17 protein-coding genes and 3 pseudogenes are annotated in these 21,978 nt (G+C 67.0%); 8 read left to right on the forward strand and 12 right to left on the reverse strand.

The window, feature by feature from the left end; genetic code table 11:
- From glnA to ACU0BR_RS12185, 3 genes and pseudogenes are all read left to right on the forward strand, one after another.
- A pseudogene (gene glnA, locus ACU0BR_RS12175) lies at positions 1 to 611 on the forward strand (glutamine synthetase); the annotation flags it as partial.
- 206 nt (positions 612 to 817) lie between these two features.
- Entirely contained in the window at positions 818 to 1,720 is a 903-nt protein-coding gene (locus ACU0BR_RS12180) for a hypothetical protein (RefSeq protein ID WP_446157102.1), read from the forward strand.
- Positions 1,721 to 1,798: 78 nt separating this feature from the next.
- The gene (locus tag ACU0BR_RS12185; RefSeq protein ID WP_446157103.1) at positions 1,799 to 2,770 is read left to right on the forward strand and encodes a hypothetical protein; all 972 of its coding nucleotides are present in this window, start codon (positions 1,799 to 1,801) and stop codon (positions 2,768 to 2,770) included.
- Between the two features lie 99 nt (positions 2,771 to 2,869).
- Here the strand turns inward: ACU0BR_RS12185 and ACU0BR_RS12190 are convergent, their stop codons facing one another.
- The 8 genes and pseudogenes from ACU0BR_RS12190 to ACU0BR_RS12225 all read right to left on the reverse strand — a co-directional run bounded on the left by ACU0BR_RS12190 (position 2,870) and on the right by ACU0BR_RS12225 (position 11,643).
- Positions 2,870 to 3,850, reverse strand: a complete 981-nt coding sequence (locus ACU0BR_RS12190) for a Hint domain-containing protein (RefSeq protein WP_446157104.1) — start codon at positions 3,848 to 3,850, stop codon at positions 2,870 to 2,872.
- Entirely contained in the window at positions 3,840 to 4,715 is an 876-nt protein-coding gene (locus ACU0BR_RS12195) for an aminoglycoside phosphotransferase family protein (RefSeq protein ID WP_446157105.1), read from the reverse strand. Before ACU0BR_RS12195 ends, ACU0BR_RS12190 begins: the two co-directional genes overlap by 11 nt.
- Before the next feature lie 294 nt (positions 4,716 to 5,009).
- Positions 5,010 to 5,618: a superoxide dismutase gene (locus ACU0BR_RS12200; RefSeq protein WP_446157106.1), complete on the reverse strand. Its 609-nt coding sequence runs from the start codon at positions 5,616 to 5,618 to the stop codon at positions 5,010 to 5,012.
- A 145-nt stretch (positions 5,619 to 5,763) separates the two neighbouring features.
- Entirely contained in the window at positions 5,764 to 6,339 is a 576-nt protein-coding gene (locus ACU0BR_RS12205) for a sarcosine oxidase subunit gamma (RefSeq protein ID WP_446157107.1), read from the reverse strand.
- Positions 6,332 to 9,400 carry a sarcosine oxidase subunit alpha family protein gene (locus ACU0BR_RS12210; protein ID WP_446157108.1) on the reverse strand — a complete coding sequence of 1,023 codons (3,069 nt, stop codon included), beginning with the start codon at positions 9,398 to 9,400 and terminating at the stop codon, positions 6,332 to 6,334. Before ACU0BR_RS12210 ends, ACU0BR_RS12205 begins: the two co-directional genes overlap by 8 nt.
- Positions 9,397 to 9,740: pseudogene (locus ACU0BR_RS12215) on the reverse strand (sarcosine oxidase subunit delta). The gene ACU0BR_RS12210 and the pseudogene ACU0BR_RS12215 overlap by 4 nt, the downstream one beginning before the upstream one ends.
- 177 nt (positions 9,741 to 9,917) lie before the next feature.
- Complete coding sequence (locus ACU0BR_RS12220) at positions 9,918 to 10,280, reverse strand: hypothetical protein (protein WP_446157109.1); 363 nt, start codon at positions 10,278 to 10,280, stop codon at positions 9,918 to 9,920.
- Positions 10,281 to 10,395: 115 nt separating this feature from the next.
- Entirely contained in the window at positions 10,396 to 11,643 is a 1,248-nt protein-coding gene (locus ACU0BR_RS12225) for a sarcosine oxidase subunit beta family protein (RefSeq protein WP_446157110.1), read from the reverse strand.
- Positions 11,644 to 11,924: 281 nt separating this feature from the next.
- On the opposite strand from ACU0BR_RS12225, the gene ccmI reads away from it, so the two are divergent.
- From ccmI to ACU0BR_RS12240, 3 genes are read left to right on the forward strand one after another with little or no spacing between them, the layout of a single operon-like run.
- Positions 11,925 to 13,181 (forward strand): c-type cytochrome biogenesis protein CcmI, encoded by a 1,257-nt coding sequence (gene ccmI / locus ACU0BR_RS12230; RefSeq protein ID WP_446157111.1) that lies wholly within the window; start codon positions 11,925 to 11,927, stop codon positions 13,179 to 13,181.
- Between the two features lie 50 nt (positions 13,182 to 13,231).
- Positions 13,232 to 13,666, forward strand: coding sequence for a Holliday junction resolvase RuvX (gene ruvX / locus ACU0BR_RS12235; protein WP_446157125.1), 435 nt, complete (start codon positions 13,232 to 13,234; stop codon positions 13,664 to 13,666).
- The gene (locus ACU0BR_RS12240; RefSeq protein ID WP_446157112.1) at positions 13,663 to 13,911 is read left to right on the forward strand and encodes a DUF1289 domain-containing protein; all 249 of its coding nucleotides are present in this window, start codon (positions 13,663 to 13,665) and stop codon (positions 13,909 to 13,911) included. The genes ruvX and ACU0BR_RS12240 overlap by 4 nt, the downstream gene beginning before the upstream one ends.
- 33 nt (positions 13,912 to 13,944) lie before the next feature.
- Here ACU0BR_RS12240 and dusA read toward each other — a convergent pair whose 3' ends face one another.
- Positions 13,945 to 14,961 (reverse strand): tRNA dihydrouridine(20/20a) synthase DusA, encoded by a 1,017-nt coding sequence (dusA, locus tag ACU0BR_RS12245; protein ID WP_446157113.1) that lies wholly within the window; start codon positions 14,959 to 14,961, stop codon positions 13,945 to 13,947.
- A 371-nt stretch (positions 14,962 to 15,332) separates the two neighbouring features.
- Here dusA and ACU0BR_RS12250 point away from each other — a divergent pair, with 371 nt between their 5' ends.
- Together ACU0BR_RS12250 and ACU0BR_RS12255 are read left to right on the forward strand one after the other, a co-directional pair.
- Positions 15,333 to 16,322: an HlyD family secretion protein gene (locus ACU0BR_RS12250; protein WP_446157114.1), complete on the forward strand. Its 990-nt coding sequence runs from the start codon at positions 15,333 to 15,335 to the stop codon at positions 16,320 to 16,322.
- A pseudogene (locus tag ACU0BR_RS12255) lies at positions 16,319 to 17,767 on the forward strand (DHA2 family efflux MFS transporter permease subunit); the annotation flags it as partial. The gene ACU0BR_RS12250 and the pseudogene ACU0BR_RS12255, both read left to right, overlap by 4 nt.
- Before the next feature lie 177 nt (positions 17,768 to 17,944).
- On the opposite strand, the gene ACU0BR_RS12260 reads toward ACU0BR_RS12255, so the two are convergent.
- Genes ACU0BR_RS12260 through ACU0BR_RS12270 form a run of 3 tightly spaced genes read right to left on the reverse strand, consistent with a single transcriptional unit; the run spans position 17,945 to position 21,873 of the window.
- On the reverse strand, positions 17,945 to 19,153 hold the full coding sequence (locus ACU0BR_RS12260) for an FAD:protein FMN transferase (protein WP_446157126.1): 1,209 nt from the start codon (positions 19,151 to 19,153) through the stop codon (positions 17,945 to 17,947).
- A gap of 13 nt (positions 19,154 to 19,166) precedes the next feature.
- Positions 19,167 to 21,395: a PepSY domain-containing protein gene (locus ACU0BR_RS12265; RefSeq protein ID WP_446157115.1), complete on the reverse strand. Its 2,229-nt coding sequence runs from the start codon at positions 21,393 to 21,395 to the stop codon at positions 19,167 to 19,169.
- 7 nt (positions 21,396 to 21,402) lie between these two features.
- The gene (locus ACU0BR_RS12270; protein WP_446157116.1) at positions 21,403 to 21,873 is read right to left on the reverse strand and encodes a DUF2271 domain-containing protein; all 471 of its coding nucleotides are present in this window, start codon (positions 21,871 to 21,873) and stop codon (positions 21,403 to 21,405) included.
- Between the last annotated feature and the right edge of the window lie 105 nt (positions 21,874 to 21,978).

Here is a 21,978-nt window from a genome sequence, read left to right on the forward strand (position 1 = left end):
CGGGGATGCATGTGAACATGTCGATCTGGAAGGACGGCAAGCCGCTCTTCGCGGGCGACAAATACGCCGACCTCAGCCAGGAGGCGCTCTACTTCATCGGCGGCATCCTCAAGCATGCCAAGGCGCTCAATGCCTTCACCAACCCGACAACCAACAGCTACAAGCGCCTGATCCCCGGCTTCGAAGCGCCGGTGCTGCGCGCCTATTCCGCGCGCAACCGCTCGGGCTGCGTGCGTATCCCGTGGGCCGAATCGCCCAAGGCCAAGCGCGTGGAGGCCCGTTTCCCCGATCCGGCCGCCAACCCCTACCTGTGCTTCGCCGCGCTGCTCATGGCCGGCCTCGACGGCATCAAGAACAAGATCGATCCCGGCCCGTCCTCGGACAAGGACCTCTACGACCTGCCCCCCGAAGAGCTGGCGGAGATCCCGACCGTCTGTGCATCGCTGCGCGAAGCGCTGGACGAGCTGGAGGCCGATCACGAGTTTCTTCTGGCGGGCGATGTTTTCACCCGCGATCAGATCAAGGGCTACGTCAATCTGAAGTGGGAAGAGGTCTATGCCTATGAGCACACCCCCCACCCGATCGAGTTCAAGATGTATTACGGCTGCTGAAAACAGCATGAAACAACCGAAAGAGCGCTCCTCGCGGGCGCTCTTTTATTTTTTGCAAAACCGCATTTTAAATGTTTGGTTGATCGATGAGTTAATAATAACACGTCTAAATTGCGGCACATAATTACGCAAAAGCCCAAATTTGGGTCGTAGAGTTTCCACATTCTCCCGTCAGTAATTAACTAATCAAACGACGGTGGACCCAAATGCTGAACAACGAATCATCGACGAAGGCGACGCTGACCTACGACGGTCTTCCTCCGCTGGATTTCAAAGGGCTCGAGAAAGACCTCGCCCGGGTGTTCAAGAACATCGGAATCGAAATCGACCACGCCCATTCCGAAAGCCGCAAACATGCGACCTTTGTGGGCTCCCAGATTTCGGGGCGCATCTGCCGTGAGAACGAGGATGTGGTCGTTTGGATCGAAAACGGCACCTCGGCGCGTGAAAACGTGGATCAGACCCGGGTTGCCGCCTGCTATCATGTGGTGCGCCACCTGCTGAGCCTGAACCGTGCGGAATGCGTCCTGTGGCATCACACCGGCAAGCTCTACACCTCCGAAGGGTTCGAGGCGCGCATCGCGCTCGACGCGACGCCGATGAAGGCGCCCGAGGAAAGCGTTCAGGATCAGAACATCTTCGCCGACGACCGTTTCAGCGTGAACGCGATGTACGACCGTCTGGACAGCAGCTTCGTCCGCCGCATCGAGGTTCCCAAGACCGCCCCCTTCGTGCGCAGCGCCGCCGCTGCCGGCCCCAACGACATCATGATCTCGCTCGAAGATCCCAACAGCCGCATCAGCGCCAACCTGCGCGCCGCCCTCTATCCCGATTACCACCAGGACGACGACGAACCGACGATCCAGATCCTCGGCCCCGGCTCGCCGCAGGACCGCCTGGATAAATCCGAAACCGTCGCGCGCCTGGCGACCTACGCGCTGAATACCACGCTGGTGATCGCGGCGCTGCCGGTCGGTGTCGGCCTTCTGACCTACAACATGCTGGGCGGCGAGAACCTCCGCCTGACGGCGCAGGTCACCGCGCTGACCGGCGCGTTTCTGGGCACCGGCCTGTTCGACACATTTGGCCCGGCGCTCGGTTTGATCTAAACTGGGCCACGCAGCGACATTCATACTTTCACGACACGGTCCTTCCACTGCGCGGACCGTAACCAGCGGAAATCCGTGATGAACCCTGTGGCCTCATTCGAATCGGTCCTGTTTTGCGACAGCGCGGAGGGGTTGGACGCGGACGGCATCGTGCGCCGTTTGGCGGCCGGCGCGCAGGTTCTTCCCCTGCCCGAGCTCTGCTCCGACGAAAGCCACGAAGACCGCGGCGCCTGCCTTGAATTCCGGTTCAAATCGATCGACGCCCTCATCACCCTGTCGCCCGCGCCGCTGCCCCGCGATGCCGCCGACCGGATTGCCGCCCAAGTCCTCGCCTGCCTGACGGATCCCCGCACCCTGGGCGCAGTTTCCCGGCACCGCGGGGTGCTGACCATCACGGTCACCAAGACGCAGCCCGGCCGCACGCGCGTCGGTCAACCCGATCTGCTGCCGCTTCGGGTGCTGCACGCATTGACGCTGGCGCTGAGCGACATGCATCAGCCCCGCGCGATCCTCTGGCGCCAGTCGGGCCGCCTGCTGACGCGTGAGGAGGTTCTGGCCCAACGTGCCGTCGAGGTGCCGCTCGCCTATTGCCACGCGCCGCGCCCGTTCAGCAATGGCGCGCGACGGGCGGGGCGACCGCTGGCAGGCATCCGCGCCCAGCATTCCGAGGATCTGATCGGCAGGACCGTGATCCTGCATGAAACGACCCTGCCCTTCGGGAAGGGCTGCGCCCTCATCCGCGACGTGCTGCACACCATGCTGGCGCAGCCCGAAGGATTCGCGCGCGGCAAGCCCGTTCAGCTGGATGGCTGGCCCGTCATCCACATGGGCAGGCGCGCCCCGTCCGAGGCATTCCCCAGCGGCACGCTGGAACTCGCTCTCGACGACAGCGCCGAGGCGCCGCAGGGCGATCCCCTGCGGACCGTGTTTCGGGGGTCGCGCCACCGGGCCGCGCTGCTGCGCCCCCTGACCCGGATCGCGGGCGTCGCGCGCCAGTCGCTCGTCCAGGGCCTGTCGCGGCACGGGCTGGATGACAGAGGCGGCATCTGACCCGCGAAGGGCCAAGGCGCAGCGCTTCACCTGAAAATCACGACCTCACAAAATCACGACCGTTACAAAATCACGACGTCACACGGGGGCGGCACCGCGCTACAGCGCCGCGGTCTCGAACCGGCGCAGGCCCCGCGCGGCGGGCTGCCCGTAGCTGCCCATATCGAAGACGAAGTCGGGAAAGATCTCGCTTATCTCCTGCCGCGCCGCGCCGTTGAAGGCGGCATTCATCATTTCCGCCGGAAACAGCGTTTCGGATTTGAGACCGTTGGCGAGAACCGTCTCATGCGTGTCGAGCAGGATATGGCAATAGGTGATGCCATCCGCCGCGTCGCGCTGGCGGATCGTGCTGTCGTTGACAAGATGTTTGGCCGCCACCAGCACCGAGGGTTCGCCGAACAGCAATTCTTGCCGCCAGCCCTCCAGCAGGACACGGTGCTGCGGCGACAGCCACAGGTCGGCCTCCGGGCAGCCCCGGCCCAGGGCATCCTTTTGCAACACGACGGGGCGCAGATGCGGGTGGGCGCGAAGCTCTTCCCTGCTCAGCCGACGGCTGCCCGCCCAGCGGACCGGGCGGCACTCGCCGTCGCCGCATCGCACCATGTCGCCCGGCGCCAGGGTCTCGACGGCGCGCGGACCGACCTGTGTCTCGATCATCGTACCGGCGGCGAAACAGACGACCTCGACCGATTCATCTTCATTCGTGACAGCCCGATCAAAGGTGAAAACATGCGGCTGCCCGTCCGAGCCGGTATAGCGATAGGTGATGACGCTGCCCGAAACCTCGCGGCTGTCCCAGCCGCTGATCTGGAACTGATCGCCCGATTGCATGCTTTTCACCTCCATCGCGAAATTGTCGTTGAACTGGCTGAGGTCGATCTTGAAGACATCGTCGCCGCCCGGCCCCTCGCCCGTCTCCGACGGCCTGCCGTCGCCGAATTTGCTGATCTCGATCGTCCGGCCGTTCAAATCGCCCCCATCGGTGAAGGTGACGATCTGGGTGTCGTCTTCCTCGCCCGACCCATAGTGTTTTCCGGAAACATCGCCCGTGATCGGGATGGTGATTTCTTCAGTGGCCATTGCTCGCCCCTTCCAGCATGTTCTGCGGCAGACCCGCCTGCGCCATCACCAGCAACTGCGCCACGCGGCCAAGCTCCTGCGGGCGGGCGGCGCCGCGATGGCAATCGGCAAAGCCCGCGATCAGTTCGTCGAGATCCTTGTCGGATCTGTCGGGAAAACGGGTCATCAGCGCCGCATGGGCATGTACCAGATCCCAACCGCGCGGTTTGAACCGGCTGCGCGCGAAATCCACCACCACGATCGTGCCCGCCTCGGTCACGATGAAATTCGACAGCGCCGCGTCGCAGCGTGACAGCACCATGCCGCACAGGGGCATCTCAGACAGAACGTCGCGCGCAGGGCTCCATGTGCACAGATCCCGGTAGGCGTCGTATTTCTCAAGATAGCTCAGCCAGGTCCCGGTCGAGGCGCGCTTGGGCAGCGCCGCATCCAGCCGACCGAGGCAGCGCCCCATTTCATAAGACAGATGCACACTGCTGCCCGCCAGTTCGCCCCGGTCGGCGCGCAGCCCATCGACGAAGGCGCTCAACACGAAGCGGTCGTCATCGCAATGCGCCAGGTGCCGCGGCACCACCGGATTGCCCTTGAGCATGGTCAGCACATCTCTTTCACGGCGATAGGACGCATCCTGCCCGGGGCGAAAAACCTTGAGGAACGCCTGCCCGCCATCGCTGTCGACACGACAGCAAAGTGCCTCTTCGCTCGATTTCACGGGGGTGAGGCGCAGCTCGTCCAATGCGCGCGCACGGCCCACGACAGCGCCGATCTGACTGCTCCAGCGGCTGCAAACATCCGTCACCATCTGCCTGTCGGCCGAAGTGAAGCTGTCTGCCGCCCTTTCTGCCGCCCTGTCTGCCGTCGCCATGAGCCACCCTCCGAAACCGGTCGCCGCGCGTGCGGATCGCACGGCACATCAAAGATGTGACCTACCGGCCGCTGACGGCCGCAACGCGGCGCGGCCGGTACGGCGAAGCGGTTATTTCATGGCGGAAATGTGGCGGTGCGCGCGGCTCTAGAAGGCCGCGCCGACACTCGCGCCCCGACCTGCCGAGGCGCCCGGTGAGGAAGGACGACATGTTTCTGCCGTCCCACCCCTATAATTCAAGAGGGCTCCCGCCCGTCCTGGGGCCGCAGCCTTCGCTGCGCCGCGCGCCCGGAATCAGGCTTTGGACAGGCGTTCCGCCACGTTTTCCCAGTTCACCAGATTGTCGAGGAAGTTTGTCAGATAGGCCGGACGCTTGTTGCGGAAATCGATGTAATAGGAATGCTCCCACACGTCGCAGCCCAACAATGCGGTCTGGTCGAAACACAGCGGGTTCACGCCGTTGGGCGTGTTGGTGCATTTCAGCGTGCCGTCGGTGTCGACCACCAGCCAGACCCAGCCGGACCCGAACTGACCGCCGCCCTTGGCCGAGAACTCTTCCTTGAACTTGTCGGTGGACCCGAAGGCATCCTTGATGCGGCTTTCCAGCTCGCCCGGCATGTCGGATTTGCCGGGGCCCATCATTTCCCAGAACTGGGTGTGGTTCCAATGCTGCGAGGCGTTGTTGAAAATGCCCGATTGCGCCAGCTTGTCGGCGTCATAGGTTCCCTTGACAACCTCTTCGACCGACTTGCCTTCCCACTCGGTGCCCGCCATCGCCTTGTTGCCGTTGTCGACATAGGCCTTGTGGTGAATATCGTGGTGATATTCCAGCGTTTCCTTGGACATGCCGCTGTCGGCCAGCGCATCATGTGCATAGGGAAGTTCGGGAAGTGAAAAAGCCATGTTGCGGCCCCCCTTTAATTAAAGTTGTCTCAACGGAATAAGAGCGTTTCGCGGGCGAAGGTCAAGGGCGCTTGCGGAAAACCCCGGGAGGCAAGGGCGGCTCACGGGGTGGTCAGTGGCAGGCCACTGGCGCGTAACCGGCGGGTCAGTCGAAATAACCTACCCGCCCGGAGGCCGAGGCCGACAGGCGCAGGATGTCCATCACGTATTGAGCGACGGAACGAAAGCAGATCAGCTCCACCGTGCCCTCTGCGGGCATTGCGATGGCGGCCGGAACCTGCGCCAGCCGCGTGCGCCGGAAATCACCCGGCCCGAAACGGTCGGGATGCAGATCGACCGGCGCCAGCTTGGCCAGCGTCTCACGCAGCGCGGCGTCGCCCCCCTCCAGCCGAAAGAGCGCGCGCGCGTCGGAAACATCGACCGCCATGTGATGCGTCCCCGCCAGCGCCGCACCCAGATCCGCCGTCATGGCGCGCGCATCCGTGTGAGGCAGCATCACCAAAAGCTCATCCGGGGACATCCACGCAAGCGAGGTCGCATCGGTCTGCACGATCTTGCGCACCGATGGAATGTCCAGATGTGTCAGCCTCTTGACCGAGGAGGCGAATGTATCGGACGAAAGATCGCCGCGCAGCGAGATCATGCCGCGCGGGCCTGCCTCCGTCACCGTGACGGCGCCTTCGTAATATGCGCCCTGCAACGCGCTGACCGGATCAGACATTCTGTTTTTCCCCCGTCTTGTCGTAGAAGACCGGATCGACGATCCGCGCCCTTATCGTGGTCTTGTCGACACGGGCAAAGTCGATCTCCTCGCCCATCCGCTCGGGACCGTGCAGCACCAGACCCATCGCGATCCCCCTGCCCAGCGTCGGCGAATGATAGGTCGAGGTCACGCGCCCGATCACGCGGGTCTGGCGGTTGGCGTTTTCACCGTCGCCCACCGCATAGGCGCCGTCCGGCAGCACCGACCCGTCGAGCGTTTCCAGCCCGACGAGCTTCCAGCGGTCCGGGTCGGCCATGTGGCTGCGCTGCTGCGCGCGCTTGCCCAGATAGTCGTCCTTTTTCCTGGAGAGCGCCCAGTCGAGGCCCAGATCCTGCGGAATGACGGTGCCGTCGGTTTCATCGCCGATCATGATGAAGCCCTTTTCGGCGCGCATGATGTGCAGCGCCTCCGTGCCGTAGGGCATGACGCCCAGATCCGCCCCCGCCGCCGCCAGCGCATCCCAGAAGGCGCGGCCCTGACTGGCCGGCACGGCGATCTCGAACGACAGCTCGCCCGAAAAGCTGATGCGGAAGACGCGCGCGTCGAAGGCGCCAATGCGCCCTTCGGCCCAGGCCATGAAGGGCAACGCCTCGGCCGACAGATCCATGCCGCCCAGCTTTTGCAACAACTGGCGCGCCCTGGGGCCGACCACGGCGATCTGGGCGTATTGCTCGGTGACATTGGCGGTATAGACCTGCCAGTCCCACCATTCGGTTTGCAGCCACTCCTCCATATGGGCGTGGATGCGGTCGGCGCCGCCGGTGGTGGTGTGGCACAGCCAGGTGTCGGCATCGATCCGCGCCACCACGCCGTCGTCGATCAGAAAGCCGTTTTCCGAGCACATCAACCCGTAGCGGCAGCGGCCTTCCTTCAGGGTCGACATCATGTTGGTGTACATCATGTCCAGGAACCGGCCCGCATCCGGCCCCTTGACCAGGATCTTGCCCAGGGTCGAGGCATCCAGCATGCCAACGTTTTCGCGCGTGTTGGTGACCTCGCGCATCACCGCGTCATGCACGGTTTCACCCTGCCGCGGAAACGCATAGGGACGGCGCCAGTGGCCGACGGGTTCCCAATCGGCCCCGGCCGCTTCGTGGCGGTCGTGCATGGGCGTGCGGCGGATCGGCTGAAAGGCCGCATCGCGCGCCTCGCTCGCGATGGCCCCCATCGAGATCGGCGTATAGGGCGGGCGGAAGGTCGTCGTGCCGACCTTGGGGATCGCCGCATCCAGCGCCTCGGACAGCACGGCCAGGCCGTTGATGTTGCTAAGCTTGCCTTGGTCGGTCGCCATGCCCAGCGTCGTGTAGCGCTTGGTATGTTCGACGCTTTCATAGCCTTCGCGCGCGGCCAGCTGCACGTCGCTGACCTTGACGTCGTTCTGGAAATCCAGCCACATCTTGGACCGCAGCGCGACGCCCGCGCGGGATGGCATCATCCAGACCGGCAGCAACGGCGCCTCTTGCGGGGCGCTGACGGCGGGCGCCGCGACGGGCGCGGCCGTCCCGTTTGCGCCAGCGGCGCCCTGCCCGGCCGCGAAGCCGTCGGCCAGCGCCTGCGCCAGCGCCCCCTCGCCGTTGGCCGCGCCTGCCGCGATGACGAAGCCGTTCCCGTCGCGGCCCAGCGGCGGGCGGTCGACATCCGGGCGAAAGGCCGCCTGCGTCTCATCCCAGGTCAGCTTGCCGCCGCAATGCGACCAAAGGTGCACGACCGGCGACCAGCCGCCCGACATGGCGACGGCCTCGCAGGGGATTTCCTCCAGCGCGGCACCCTCGCCCGCCTGCATGCACACCGACACCGCGCGCACGCGCTTGCCGCCATGAACCTGCGCCACGCCGCGCCCCGTCTCGACGCGGATGCCCGCGTCGCGCGCGGCCTGCGGCAGCGCGCCCGTGGCCGAGGGGCGCGCGTCGATCACCGCGGGCACGGTCAGCCCCGCCCGGTGCAGCGCCAGCGCGGTGCGATAGGCGTCGTCGTTGTTGGTGACGACAACCACCCGGTCGCCGATCGATATGCCGTGGTTAATCAGATAATCGCGCGCGGCGGCGGCCAGCATCACCCCCGGCACGTCATTGCCGGCAAAGCTGAGCGGCCGCTCGATCGCGCCCGTCGCCGTCACGATCCGGCCCGCCCGGATACGCCACAGCCGATGACGCGGCGCAGCCTCCGCCCCGGCGGGGCGATCCGGCGATTGCGCCAGATCCGGACCCTGTTCCGGCGCGGCGCGATGGTCCACGACATGTTCATAGGCCAGCGCGTAACCGTGGTCGTAGATCCCCGACGCCATGGTCATGAGGCGCATCCGCACGTTGGGCATGGCCGCCAGCTCTGACACGGATCGCGCGATCCAATCGGCCACGGGCAGCCCGTCGATGGTGGTGTCCTGCGTCGCATCGACCACGGATCGCCCGCCCCAATGCCCGGTCTGCTCCACCAGCAGCACCTGACGGCCCGACCGCGCGGCGGCCGTCGCGGCCGCCAGCCCGGCGACCCCGCCGCCCACGATCAGCACGTCCGTGTAGACATAGAAATGCTCATAGCGATCGGCGTCGCGGTCGCGCGGCGCGCGGCCCAGACCGGCCGATTTGCGGATGATCGGCTCGTAAAGATGTTTCCAGAACGGCCGCGGGCTGATGAAGGTCTTGTAATAGAACCCCGCCGGCAGGAACCGGCCGAGATGCCGGTTGATCGCGCCCACATCGAATTCGAGGCTGGGCCAGTGGTTCTGGCTGCCCGCCTCCATGCCCGCGACCAGCGGGGTGGTGGTGATCCTCTGGTTCGGCTCGAAATACCGGCCCCGGCCCAGGTTGACCAGCGCGTTGGGTTCCTCGGGGCCAGAGGCGACGATGCCGCGCGGCCGGTGATATTTGAACGAGCGGCCGACCAGCATCTGATCGTTGGCCAGCAAGGCCGAGGCGAGCGTATCGCCTTGATACCCCTTCAGCCTGCGCCCGTTGAAGGTGAATTCGATCGGGCGGCTGCGATCCAGATGACGCCCGCCGCCGGTCAGTCGCGTGCTCATGGCTGCACCTCCGCCGCCAGATCGCGCCAGCGCCAGCCCGGACGCTTTGCGAGATCAGCCGCCGCAGCGCCTCGGGGGGTTCGGTGGTCTGCGCGGGATAGGTACCGAAAACCTCCAGCGTCGCGGTGCAGCGCGCGGCGTGGAACCACTTGCCGCAGCCGTGCGCGTGGCGCCAGCGCTCGAAATGCACGCCGCGCGGGTTTTCGCGCTGGAACAGGTAATCGGCGAAAACTTCGTCATCCGCGCCCACGCCGGGGCGGGTCAGATGCGCCTCGCCGCCGGGGTGCAACTCGGTCTCTTCGGCGTCCACGCCGCAATAGGGGCAGGCTAGATAGAGCATGATTTTCCTCCGAACGGAAAGAGGCCGACGCGCGTTGCGGTGCCGGTCGTGTCAGGGCGCCAGACAGGCAAAACGCCCTCGTGCACATGCGCGAGAGCGTTCCGGTGGTCTTGCAGGATATCGGTCAGGCGCAGCTGCGGCGTGCCGCAGCTGCGATCGGCCCCGGCGCAGGCGCGATCAGTTGCCGGTCGTGGCCGTGGCGCCGGCCGACGCGTCGGGTGCGGGGGCCGCAGTGCCGCCGCCCGCGGTGCCGCCGGTCTTGCCGCCCGCCGTGCCGCCCGTGTCGGCCGCGCCTTCCGCGCTGGCCCCGGCAGAGGCGTTGCCGCCTTTGGGAGCTTCGATCTGGATGTTGGTATCGCCGGTTCCGGTGCCTCCCGCCGTGGTCCCGCCGGTCGTGCCCATGTTGGCGTCACCGCCCATGAGGAAATAACCGATGACAAGGACCGCAACGACAAGGCCGCCGATGATGAAGGCCATGCTGGACCCGGATTTTTCGCTCCGGGTCTCGGTGTGCGTGTGAATGCGCTCTGGGTCTGCCAAGGTCTCAACTCCACTTGTGATATTCTGAGAGTTGAAACGCACCCGAATGGCAGCAAGTTCCCCCCATGTGAAAAAACATAGAGGTCTTTTGCGGATCCGGTCTTGACGACAGCCATCAATGGGCCACCCCGGCCGCGACGGATTCGTCGATGAACCGCCCCTCGCGGAACCGGTCGAGCGAAAAGGCCTCGGCCAGCGGGCCGGGCGCGCCTTTCGCCACCAGTTCGGCCATGGCCCAGCCCGAACCGGGGATCGACTTGAACCCGCCGGTGCCCCAGCCGCAGTTGATGAAGCAATTGCCCAGCGGCGTGGTCGAGATGATCGGAGAGCGGTCGCCCGTCATGTCCACGATCCCGCCCCATTGGCGCAGCATCTTGAGCCGGGAGATCATCGGGAAGGTCTCGACCAGCGCGCGCACGGTTTCTTCGATATGGTGGAAGCTGCCGCGCTGGGTGTAGTTGTTGTAGCCGTCCGCGCCGCCGCCGATCACCATTTCGCCCTTGTCCGACTGGCTCATATAGCCGTGGACGGTGTTGGCCATCACCACCACATCCATGCAGGGCTTGACCGGCTCGCTGACCAGCGCCTGAAGCGCCACCGATTCCAGCGGCAGGCGGAATCCGGCCTTGGCCGCCAGAACGCCGGAGTTGCCCGCCACCACCATCGCCAGCTTGCCGCAGTCGATCGCGCCGCGCGTGGTGTCGACCCCGGTGACGCGCCCCCCCTCCGAGCGCACGGCGGTGACCTCGCATTGCTGGATGATGTCCATGCCCATGTCGGAACAGGCCCGCGCATAGCCCCAGGCGATCGCATCGTGGCGCGCGGTGCCCCCGCGCGGCTGCCACAGCGCGCCCAGCACGGGATAGCGCGGCCCGGCGATGTTGATGATCGGGCACAGATCCTTGACCCGCTCGGGGCCGATGAATTCGGTGGCCACGCCCTGCAACGCGTTCGCATGGGCGGTACGCTGATAGCCGCGCACCTCATGCTGGGTCTGGGCCAGCATCATCACGCCGCGCGGGCTGAACATGACGTTGTAGTTCAGATCCTGGCTCATCGTCTCATAAAGGCTGCGCGCCTTTTCGTAGATCGCGGCCGAAGGGTCCTGAAGGTAGTTCGACCGGATGATCGTCGTGTTGCGCCCGGTGTTGCCACCGCCCAGCCAGCCCTTTTCGATGATCGCCACATTGGTGATGCCGAAGTTGCGGCCCAGGTAATAGGCCGTCGCCAGCCCGTGACCGCCCGCGCCCACGATCACCACATCGTATTTCGCCTTGGGCTGGGGCGAACGCCAGGCGCGCTCCCACCCCTGATGATAACGCAGGGCCGCGCGGGCGATGGCAAAGGCGGAATATCGACGCATGGCAGGCGCACCTCCGGTCAGGGGTGGCCGCGCCACCCCGTTTCTGCTGCGCCGTTTCTGCGCCGAGCCGCCGCGCAATGGAAGCCCCCCAACGGCATCCTCCGGCGGTTTTGCGACACACCCCGGGGCCGCCGCCGCAGGCGCCGAGCCAGCGCGGAGGGCGCGCGCCGGGTTGCCGCGCAGGAAGCTGTGCCACGCGCGCGGGCTCACGCGATTGCGACAATTTACGGGCTTTTGCCACGGCCCCGTGCAGGGTAGACCATCGGCATGGAGTTTGCCTTATGACCTTTTGGACCATCACCGCCCTGCTCAGCCTGATCGTGGCCGCAGCCCTGCTTCTCACCCTGCTGCGCTATCGCGGCGAAGGATCGTCGGCCGCGCATGACATGCAGGTGTACCGCGACCAGTTGCAGGAACTCGACCGCGACCTCGCCCGCGGCGTTCTCGCCCCCGAAGAGGCCGAGCGCGCGCGCACCGAGATCTCGCGCCGCATCCTGGAGGCCGACCGCAAGGCGCGCCGGACATCCTTCGCGCGCACCGGCACCGGCACCGGCGTCGCCGCTGCGCTGATGACCGTGGTGGTCGTCGGCGGCGCCTTCGCGCTTTACCGACAACTGGGCGCGCCGGGCTATCCCGACCTGCCGATGGCCAGCCGCATCGCCGCGAGCAAGGAATCGATGGAATCGCGCCCCGCCCAGGCCGTGGCCGAGGCGCAGGTCCCCAGCACCCCGCCCGTGCAGGAACCCGATCCGGCCTACGTCAAGCTCGTCGAGCGTCTGCGCTCCACCCTGTCGGAAAAAAGCGGCGATCCGCGCGGCTTCGATCTGCTCGCGCGGTCGGAAAGCATCCTTGGGCGCTATGTCGACGCGCATCGCGCCAAGGCCCGCGCGATCGCGCTGAAGGCCGATGCGGCCAACGCCGAGGATTACGTGCAACTGGCCGACCTGCTGATCATGGCCGCGGGCGGCTATGTCTCGCCCGAAGCCGAAAAGGCGCTGCGCGCGGCGCTGGCCCGCGATGCCGAAAACGGCGTCGCGCTTTATTATTCCGGCATCATGTTCCTGCAAAACGGACGCCCCGACCTGTCGTTCCGCATCTGGCGCAAGCTGCTGGCCGATGGCCCGCAGGAGGCCTCCTACCGCGAGGCCATCCTCGCCCAGATGCCCGAGGTCGCGCAGCTTGCCGGCGAGCGCTATTCGCCGCCGTCGAAAGTCGCCTCATCGGGACCCGCGCCCTTCGCGAACGGCGCCGTCACCCTGCCCGGCCCCGACGCCGCCGCGGTCGCGGCCGCGGGCGAGATGTCGGACGAGGATCGCAACCAGATGATCCGCGGCATGGTCGACCGGCTGTCCAACCGCCTGGCGACCGAAGGCGGCACACCGGCCGAATGGGCGCGGCTGATCGGTGCGCTGGGCGTGCTGGGCGACACCGACCGCGCGCGCGCCATCTGGGACGAGGCGCGCACCGTCTTCGCCGGCAAGCATGAGGCACTGGCCCAGCTCCGTCAGGCCGCCGAGAGGGCGGGCATCGTCGAGTGAGCGGGCAGATCACAGACGATCTGCTGGAATTTCACCGTTCCCTGCCGCCGATGCAGGCCATAGCCGGGCTGGATCTGGGCGACAAGACGCTGGGCGTCGCGGTCAGCGACGCGATGCTGGGCGTCGCCTCGCCGCTGCGCACGATCCGGCGGCGAAAGTTCACCCAGGACGCCGAAGAGCTGCTGGCGATCCTGTCCGCACGCGCGATCAGCGGCGTGATCCTGGGGCTGCCGCGCAACATGGACGGAACCGAAGGCCCGCGCTGCCAGAAAACCCGCGCCTTCGCGCGCAACCTGTCGCGGCTGGCACCGCTCAGCATCGGATTCTGGGACGAACGGCTGTCCACCGTCGCCGCCGAGCGGGCCCTGCTTGAGGCCGACACCTCCAGAAAACGCCGCGCCGAGGTTATAGACCACGTCGCGGCCGCCTATATCCTGCAAGGCGCGCTCGACCGGCTGCGCCATATCAGGCAGGATACCGCATGACCGACCGCCCCGTTTGGAAACGTAAAGAGCCCAGTTCGCCCTGTGTGGATATCTGCGTGATCCATCCGCGCGAACGCCTGTGTACCGGCTGTCTGCGCACCATCGACGAGATCACCGCCTGGGCCAGGCTTTCCGAAGACGAACGGCAAGCGATCATGGCCGAATTGCCCGACCGCGCCCCGCGACTGAAGCAACGCCGCGGCGGACGCGCCGCCCGCCTTTCACGAGGAGGCGGCAAAGCCTAGCCGGGTGCCCGGCCGCGGGCACGCGCCTGCGCTTCAGATCGCCAGCCGCGGCGCCTCGTGATGCTGGACGCACCGCAGCGCGGCCTCGATCACCTCCGGGCCTGCGCCATCGCGATGCGCGCCCTCTGACAGGGTGCGCCGCCAGCCGCGCGCGCCCGGACGGCCCGCGAACATGCCCAGCATATGGCGCGTTATCTGGTTGAGGCGTCCGCCCCCGCTCAGGTGACGTTCGATATAAGGCAGCATAGCCTCCACCACCTGATCGGCGCTGCGCCCCTTGCCCTGTCCGAAAACCACCCGATCCGCGTCCAGCAAAATGTCGCAGGGCGCATGATAGGCCGCGCGCCCGATCATAACGCCGTCCATCCCGCAATCCAGAAATGCGCGCGCCTGCGCCAGATCCGTGATCCCGCCGTTCACCGACAGATGCAGCTGCGGGAAGGCGCGCTTCATCTCCAGCACCAGATCATAGTCGAGCGGCGGCACATCGCGGTTCTGCTTGGGCGAAAGCCCTTGCAGCCAGGCCTTGCGCGCATGGATCGCAAAGCGGTCCACCCCGGCGGCGGAAACCTGTTGCAGGAAATCCGGCAGCACCTCGCAGGGCATCTGATCGTCGACACCGATGCGGCATTTCACCGTGACCGGGATATCGCACGCCGCGATCATTTCCGCCACGCACGCGGCCACCAGCCGGGGCTTTTCCATCAGCACCGCCCCGAACGCGCCGGACTGCACCCTGTCGGAGGGGCAGCCGACGTTCAGGTTGACCTCGTCATAGCCCCAGTCCTGCGCGATCCGCGCCGCGCGCGCCAGCTCCGCCGGATCGGACCCGCCAAGCTGCAACGCCAAGGGATGCTCGGCCGCATCAAACCCCAAAAGCCGCACCCGATCCCCGCGCACAACAGCCGCGGCGGTCACCATCTCGGTATAAAGCAACGCATGAGCGCTCATCTGCCGGTGGAGATAACGGCAATGGCGGTCGGTCCAGTCCATCATGGGTGCGACGGACAGGCGGGAGGCCCCCGTCGTGCTGTGACGTTCGTGAGCCATTGGCTTTGCCGCGTGCCGCATCATGCAGCTTTCCTGTTCTGTTTTTGCCGGTTGCGGCGCCATGAATGGCGGGGCGGATATCGTGGACCCGCCGCCCGGTGTGGGCGCGCGCGGGCCCGTTTAACAGGCCCGCGCGGCGGCCGCAAACGCCGCTGTCCCGCCACGGCGTCTGATCGCCCGGCGAAAAGCTGCGCTCGGGGCGCGATCATGCCGCGATCGCGCGGGTTGCGCCAGGGTCCGCGCCGACCGCCGCTATCTGGACAGGCAATCGGCAAATCGCCCGAGCCGCGGCGGGGGCTGCCTGCGCCTTTGTGTTGCATGCCTTGCGCAAGCCACTACAACCTCGGCCACGGGCATTCAGAGTAAATTAGATGAAGATATTGAAACTGGTCGGCCTCCTGCTCCTGCTTGGGGCCATCGGCGGTGGATTGTGGTGGTACTGGCGGCAGTCGACGCTCTACCCTTCCACGCAGGATGCCTATGTCGGGGCCAATATCGTGACGATGGCCGCACAGGTCTCGGGCCAGGTCACGACCGTCAACGTGGTCGAAAACCAGCGTGTCGCCGCGGGCGATGTCTTGCTGAAACTCGACCCCGCCCTCTACCGACATGCGGTTGACGCGGCGAAGGCCCAGGTGGCGACCGCGTCGCAGGCCGGCGCGTCCTTCGAGGCGCAGATCACCGCGGCCGACGCCGGGGTGCAAAGCGCTCAGGTCGGGCTCGACACCGCGGCCGCACAGGCGGAGCGCGACCAGACCCTGCTCAGCCGGGGCGACATCACGCAGGCCGTGGCCGACCGCAACCGGGCGACGCTGGCTCAGGCGCAGGCCGCGCTCAACTCCGCCAAGGCGCAACTGTCGCAGGCCCGCGCGGCGCTTGCCTCCAACCGCGATGCGCTGGCGGCGGCGCAGGCGCGGCTCGCCACAGCCATGACCGACCTGGCCCACACGGAAATCAAGGCCCCCGCCGATGGCTGGATCGCGAACATCAGCCTGCGCAGGGGCGCGACGGTGTCCGCCTTTCAGCCGCTGTTTTCGCTGGTCGAGGGGTCCGAATGGTGGGTGGACGCCAATTTCAAGGAAACCGACCTGCCCCGGATCCTGCCCGGCCAGCCCGCGACGGTCACCATCGACATGGTGCCGGGGGTGACGTTTTCGGGCAAGGTCGGATCGGTCGCGGCGGGCTCGGGGGCCAGCTTCGCGCTGCTGCCGGCTGAGAACGCGACGGGGAACTGGGTCAAGGTCACGCAGCGGTTCGCGATCCGCATAAAGCTCGATCCCGGCACGACGCGGCTGCGCGCGGGCGCCAGTGCCACGGTGACGGTCGACACCACCGCACCGGTCAGCCAGCCCGGGCCATGAGCGGCGCGACGGGTGACGGCCACGCGGCCCTGCCCGCGGACGGGGCACAGATCGGGGACAGATCCGGTGTCAGCGTCGCGATCGTCGTCGCCGTGGTGCTCAGCGCCGTGCTGGAGGTTCTCGACAGCACCATCGTCAACGTGGCGCTGCCGCATATCCAGTCGGCATTCGGGGCCACGACCGACCAGACCACCTGGATACTGACAAGCTATATCGTGGCGGCGGTGGTGGTGATGCCGCTGACCGGCTTCATGGCCAAGCGCATCGGCCGCCGCCGCCTGATCCTGACGTCCATTACCGGGTTCACCGTCTTTTCAAGCCTTTGCGGCCTCTCGTGGAGCCTCGGCAGCATGGTGATCTTCCGGCTGGGCCAGGGAATGTTCGGCGCGTTTCTGATTCCGCTGTCGCAGTCCATCCTGTTCGACGCCTTTCCGCGCGAAAAGCGCGGACAGGCGATGGCGATGTTCGGGCTGGGCGTGGTGGTCGCGCCGGTGCTGGGGCCGACGCTGGGCGCGCTGCTGACCGACTATTTCTCGTGGCGCATGGTGTTTTTCGTCAATCTTCCGATCGCGGCGATGGCGCTGCTGATGCTGTCGGGGGAATTGCCCGCCGACACGCCCGAAACGCTGAAAACGGACTGGATCGGCCTGCTGTTGATGGCCACCGGGATCGGGGCGCTGCAATATGTGCTGGATCAGGGCCAGTCCAGCGACTGGTTCGCATCGCGTGTGATCCAGGTGGCGATGATCGTCGCGGTCCTCAGCGGTGCCGCCTTCCTCCTGCGCGGCCTGCGGGTGCCGCGCAACATCATCGATCTGCGCCTTTTTGCCGATCGCAACTATGCCGCCGCCAGCGCGACGATCGCGGGGTTCTCGGTTTCCATGTTCGGCGGCATCGCGATCCTGCCGCTTCTGGTGCAGGGGCTGCTGGGCTACCCGGTGATCGAGGCGGGCTATCTCTTCATCCCGCGCGGGCTGGCGGCGGGCGTTTCGATGGTGCTGACGGGGGCGGTTCTGGTGGGCCGGTTCGATCCGCGCGTGCTGGCGGGCATCGGGCTGGTGCTGACCGCGATCAGCAATTTCCAGATCGGCGCGCTGAACCTGAACGCCAGCTTCTGGCAGCTGGCCCTGCCCGGTGCGGTGGGCGGGCTGGGCATGGGGCTGGTGTTCGTGCCGATGTCGACGCTGGCCTTCGACGGGATCGGATCGGATCGCCAGGACGAGGCGTCGGGCCTTTATGGCGTGACGCGCCAGCTCGGCTCATCCATCGGAATCGCGGTGGTGGGCGCGCTACTGGTGCGAAGCATCACGGTCGACACCGCCACGCTGAGCGCGAATGTCACCCAGTTCAGCCCGGCAGCGCGCGCCTACCTCGCCCCGCTGGGATTGACCCCCGACAGCGCGCAGGGCGCCGCGATCCTGAACGCGCAGATCGCCAAACAGGCGGCGATGATGGCCTATACCCATGTGTTCAACGTGCTGGGCGGGGTGGCGGCGGCGCTTTTGCCGCTGCTTCTGGTGATGAAACGTCCTACGCGGGCGCAGCCCCCCCCGCCGCGCATTGAATTGACGCCGCGCATTGGCGCCGCGCACCCGGGCGGGCGCCCGGGCGCGGAGCGGAGATCACGCCACCACGCCGCCATCCCAGGTCGCGCCCGGCCCGGACGGCAGGATGCCGCCCGTGGCCACCTGGCGAAACCCGTCCCTTTCGCGAAACAGAAACAGCGCCGCGATGTTGCGGGCCTGCGCGATGGCCACTCCCCGCTGCGGCCCCATGACCAGAAGCGCCGTCGCCCAGGCATCGGCCGTCATGCAATCGCGCATCATCACCGTGACCGAGGCCGCGCCGCCCTGCACCGCCTGCCCGGTCGCCGGATCGATGGTATGGGCGTAGCGGGTGCCGTCGCGCTCGAAGAAACGCCGATAATCGCCCGAGGTGGCCAGCGCCCGGTCCTCCGGCTCCAGCACGTCCCAGGCGTCGACCGCGTTTCCGGCCGCGCTTCCGGCCGCGCTCCTGTCCCCGTCGGCGGCTGCGTCGGGCCGGTCGATCGCCACGCGCCAGCGCCCCTCGACACCGGGTTTGCGCCCGCAGGCACGGGTTTCCCCGTCGATCGAGACCAGAAAATCGCCGAGCCCGCGGTCCAGAAGAACCTCGCAGATCCGGTCGACGCCATAGCCCTTGGCGATGCCCGACAGATCCACATACATCGGGGCGCGTTTGATCAGGGCGGGCGGGTCCATGCGCGCCTCCAGATCCCGCCAGACGCCGACGGGTGCGTCCTTCGGAACATCCTGCGGGCCGGGGGCGACCGCACCGAAGCGGCTGTCGGGCGGTGCGGCGCTCATCTCGGCGCCCGTCCCGGCGCCCGTCCCGGCGCCCGTCCTGGCCCCCGTCCCGGCATCGGGCACGGGGTCCAAAACCGGGCCGAAGCCCCAGGCGTTGACGGCCGCCCCCACGGTCATGTCGAACGCCCCCTGCGACGCCTTGCTGATGGCCAGCCCCGTGCCCACGACATGCGCCAGATCCCGGGGCACGGACACCCAGTCGCCCACCGGCGCCGCGTTGAACCGTGACAGATCCGACGCGGGCTTCCACGTCGACATCTGCCGGTCCACCGCATCCACCGCCTCGAAAATCGCCGCCGACAGCGCCGCCTCGTCCAGATCGGCCCTGAGCGCGACCCGCACCTGATAGGTGGTGCCCATCGTTACCCCGTCGAAAACCGCGATGCGCGCGGGGACGGATTTGCGCAATGCGCCATCGGCGCGGATGGGCGCGCCCGCCTTGGGGCGGCGCGCGGCGGGATTGCCTCGTTTCAAGAAACCCAGCATGGGACGCTCCTTCTCAGAATATGTCTTCGAGGTAGAGTTTCCGCGCCTTCAACTGATGCGTGCTCAGCCCCAGCGGCGCCAGAAGCGTGTCGAATTCCGTCGCGACCGCCTGCGCCATCGCGTCGCCGCCGCACACCATGACCGACGCGCCCGCGCGCAGCAGCGCAACCAGACGCTCGGCATCGCCGCGCAGCTTGTCCTGCACATAGGCGCGGTCGTGATCGCGGCTGAACGCGGTCTCGAGCCGCGCGAGGCGGTCGGCCTCAAGGCATTGGTTCAGCGTGTCCTCATAGAGGAAATCCGAACGGCGGGACCGTCCGCCCCAGAAAAGATGCAGCTCGCGGCGCGCCGCGTTCGACCGGATCATCCCCACGAAGGGCGCGATGCCCGTGCCCGCCGAGACCATGATCACCGGCTTGCCCCCCGGCACCGGAGAGAATTCGGGGTTTTCCTTCACGAAGGCGCTGATCGTGTCGCCGGGTTCCATCGCGTGCAGCATCCCCGAACATTCGCCGCCGATCTGCCGGCGCACGCAGATTTCCGCGACATCCGCCGAGGCCGCCGAGGACAGCGAATAATACCGCGGCACCTGGCTGCCCGGCGGCAGGATGCCCAGCAGATCGCCGGGTCCGAACACCGGCGCGCGCCCCGCCCCCAGAAGCCGCCTCCAGGCCGCGGGGCGCGGCCCCGCATCGCGGCGAAAGCGCAGCACGGCGGTCGGCGCCTGCACGTCCTCGCCATAGAGCGTGCGGCTGATCAGCGTCAGCTCCTCGGTCGGGGGCAGTTCGATTTCATGGCGCAGGGTCAGTGTCGTGCCCAGGATCCGCGCCAGATCGTTGCCCCAGGTCGCGAAGGCCTGAGGCGACTGCCGGTTGATCAGCGCAGGCTCCAGCGCGCGGCGGATGCCCTGGGCATCGAGTGCTGCGTCGACATCCTTGGCGAACTGGCAGTAATGCGCGAAGGCGCGGTCCCCGAACCCCAGAACGGCATAGGACCAGGCGGGGCGATCGGCCATGTCGGCCAGTCGCGCGAGAAAGCGATCGGCCGATGCAGGCGCGGTTCCGTTTCCGTAAGTTGACGTAAGAACAATGACATGCGACGCCATCTTGTAGTGGTCTCTGAAGGCGTTCATGGCGCTGCTGTGCACCTTGTGCCCGGCTGCGGTCAGATCACGGTGCAATGTGCGCGCGAAACCCCAGGTGGTGCCGCCCTCCGAGCCCACGAGGAGGACGATATCGGCCACGGCGGCCGGGCGGTTGTCGGGGATGCGCAGCTTGCGCCTGCGTCGGCCCCACCAGATGACCACGCCCGTGATCCCCAGCACCGGCACCCCCAGCGCCGCGATCCCCAGCAGCAGGCCGACGATCGCCAGCCCCTCGCCGGTGTGCACCGCGTAGAACCATTCGTGGATCTTCATCGAGGTGGTGGCGGGCACCGCTTCGAGCACATCGCCGGTGAACTGGTCGATGATCGTGAGGCCGGCGTCGGTGGTCACGGTGAAGACGTCGCGCGTATCGCCCGCGAAGGGGAATTGCAGCTCTCGCAGGGACTTCAGCGGGATCTCGGCAAGACCGTGCAGCGTGCCGGGTGCCACGGCGGGCAGACCTTGGGTGCTTTCGGGAAACTGCACGCTTTCGATCTGCGCGACGGGCAGCACGCCCAGATCTGTCAGCACCATGTAAAAGCCGGTCAGCGACGACAGCAGCAGCGGCACGATGAGAATGCGCGACAGCGCACTGTGCCAGCGCGCCGCGGGCTTGCCCTGCACCCGGCCGAAGATGCGGGCGAGCCCGCCCATCCGCGCGGCCAGAACGATCACCCCCGCAAGGCTGACCAGCGCCAGCGCCAGCGCCCCGATCCCGGTGATCATCCGCCCGCTGTCGCGCAGAAACAGCGCCCGGTGAAAATCCTTGAGCGTGACCCACAGCGGATTTCCCGGCTCCACCGGCCCCGCGAAGGCGCCGGTCGCCTGATCGACCCAGCTTTTGCGCGGCGCGCCGGTGGCATCGAAGTAGCTGGCCTTGAGCGCGCCCGACGGGCTGCGCAGGAGGCGATCCATCTCAAGCCCCGCAAGGTCCATCTTGCCGAGCAGATCGGCCACGCTCTGCCCGGCGGCGGATTGCGCCTGGGGCGCCAGGCTGTCCAACACCGGGCGCAGCGACAGCGCGCTGCCGCCCAGCGCCAGCACAACCACCAGCACCAGCGAGCCCAGCCCGAGCCAGGTATGAAGCGCGCGCCACATCCCGCGATCAGTAGGCGATGGTCGCTGTCGCCACGTTGCGCCGACCCGCAACCGGCGCGCCGTTGCTGGCATCGTCGAGCGGCACGACGACGTCATCGGGTACGATGCCGTAATCCTCCACGCCCGTTTCCACATGCAGCTTGTAGCCCGCGTTCAACATGCTGTCGGGCACGTTCACCGAGGTCGAAAACTGCCCGCCGCGCCCGACGCTTGCGCCGGTGGTGCCGTCGATCCCCCTGCCCGACCGCCGGATCAGCCGGTACCAGCTGCGCAGATCGGCCTGATATTCCCCTTTCCGCCCCGCAACATAGAGCGTCGCGACATATTGATCGTTGGCATCGGTGATATAGGCAGCGGCATAGGCGGGCGGGCCGGGGAAATTCGCCATATCGACTTTCACATCCAGCGTTTTCGCGGAAAGCGGCCCCGCGCCGACCAGCGCGGCGACAAGGGCTGCGGATTTCAGATACATCGTCATGAGAGAGGTTCCTTTTTCAAATGCCCCTGTTTTGGGGGGTATGCGGATTTGACGGCAGCGCGCGCGTCCTGATAGTCGGGACATAAGGTGCAAAGCTGTCGCCAA

The organism is Brevirhabdus sp., from assembly GCF_052826345.1.

Bases quoted from the DNA above. Each gene is read 5' to 3' on its own strand.
- ACU0BR_RS12185 (WP_446157103.1), top strand. From the start codon at position 1,799: ATGAACCCTGTGGCCTCATTCGAATCGGTCCTGTTTTGCGACAGCGCG.
- dusA (WP_446157113.1), bottom strand. From the start codon at position 14,961: ATGGCTCACGAACGTCACAGCACGACGGGGGCCTCCCGCCTGTCCGTC.
- ruvX (WP_446157125.1), top strand. From the start codon at position 13,232: ATGCAGGCCATAGCCGGGCTGGATCTGGGCGACAAGACGCTGGGCGTC.
- ACU0BR_RS12200 (WP_446157106.1), bottom strand. From the start codon at position 5,618: ATGGCTTTTTCACTTCCCGAACTTCCCTATGCACATGATGCGCTGGCC.
- ACU0BR_RS12225 (WP_446157110.1), bottom strand. From the start codon at position 11,643: ATGCGTCGATATTCCGCCTTTGCCATCGCCCGCGCGGCCCTGCGTTAT.
- ACU0BR_RS12180 (WP_446157102.1), top strand. From the start codon at position 818: ATGCTGAACAACGAATCATCGACGAAGGCGACGCTGACCTACGACGGT.
- ACU0BR_RS12265 (WP_446157115.1), bottom strand. From the start codon at position 21,395: ATGTGGCGCGCGCTTCATACCTGGCTCGGGCTGGGCTCGCTGGTGCTG.
- ACU0BR_RS12210 (WP_446157108.1), bottom strand. From the start codon at position 9,400: ATGAGCACGCGACTGACCGGCGGCGGGCGTCATCTGGATCGCAGCCGC.
- ACU0BR_RS12260 (WP_446157126.1), bottom strand. From the start codon at position 19,153: ATGCTGGGTTTCTTGAAACGAGGCAATCCCGCCGCGCGCCGCCCCAAG.
- ACU0BR_RS12250 (WP_446157114.1), top strand. From the start codon at position 15,333: ATGAAGATATTGAAACTGGTCGGCCTCCTGCTCCTGCTTGGGGCCATC.
- ACU0BR_RS12240 (WP_446157112.1), top strand. From the start codon at position 13,663: ATGACCGACCGCCCCGTTTGGAAACGTAAAGAGCCCAGTTCGCCCTGT.
- ccmI (WP_446157111.1), top strand. From the start codon at position 11,925: ATGACCTTTTGGACCATCACCGCCCTGCTCAGCCTGATCGTGGCCGCA.
- ACU0BR_RS12270 (WP_446157116.1), bottom strand. From the start codon at position 21,873: ATGACGATGTATCTGAAATCCGCAGCCCTTGTCGCCGCGCTGGTCGGC.
- ACU0BR_RS12205 (WP_446157107.1), bottom strand. From the start codon at position 6,339: ATGTCTGATCCGGTCAGCGCGTTGCAGGGCGCATATTACGAAGGCGCC.
- ACU0BR_RS12195 (WP_446157105.1), bottom strand. From the start codon at position 4,715: ATGGCGACGGCAGACAGGGCGGCAGAAAGGGCGGCAGACAGCTTCACT.
- ACU0BR_RS12190 (WP_446157104.1), bottom strand. From the start codon at position 3,850: ATGGCCACTGAAGAAATCACCATCCCGATCACGGGCGATGTTTCCGGA.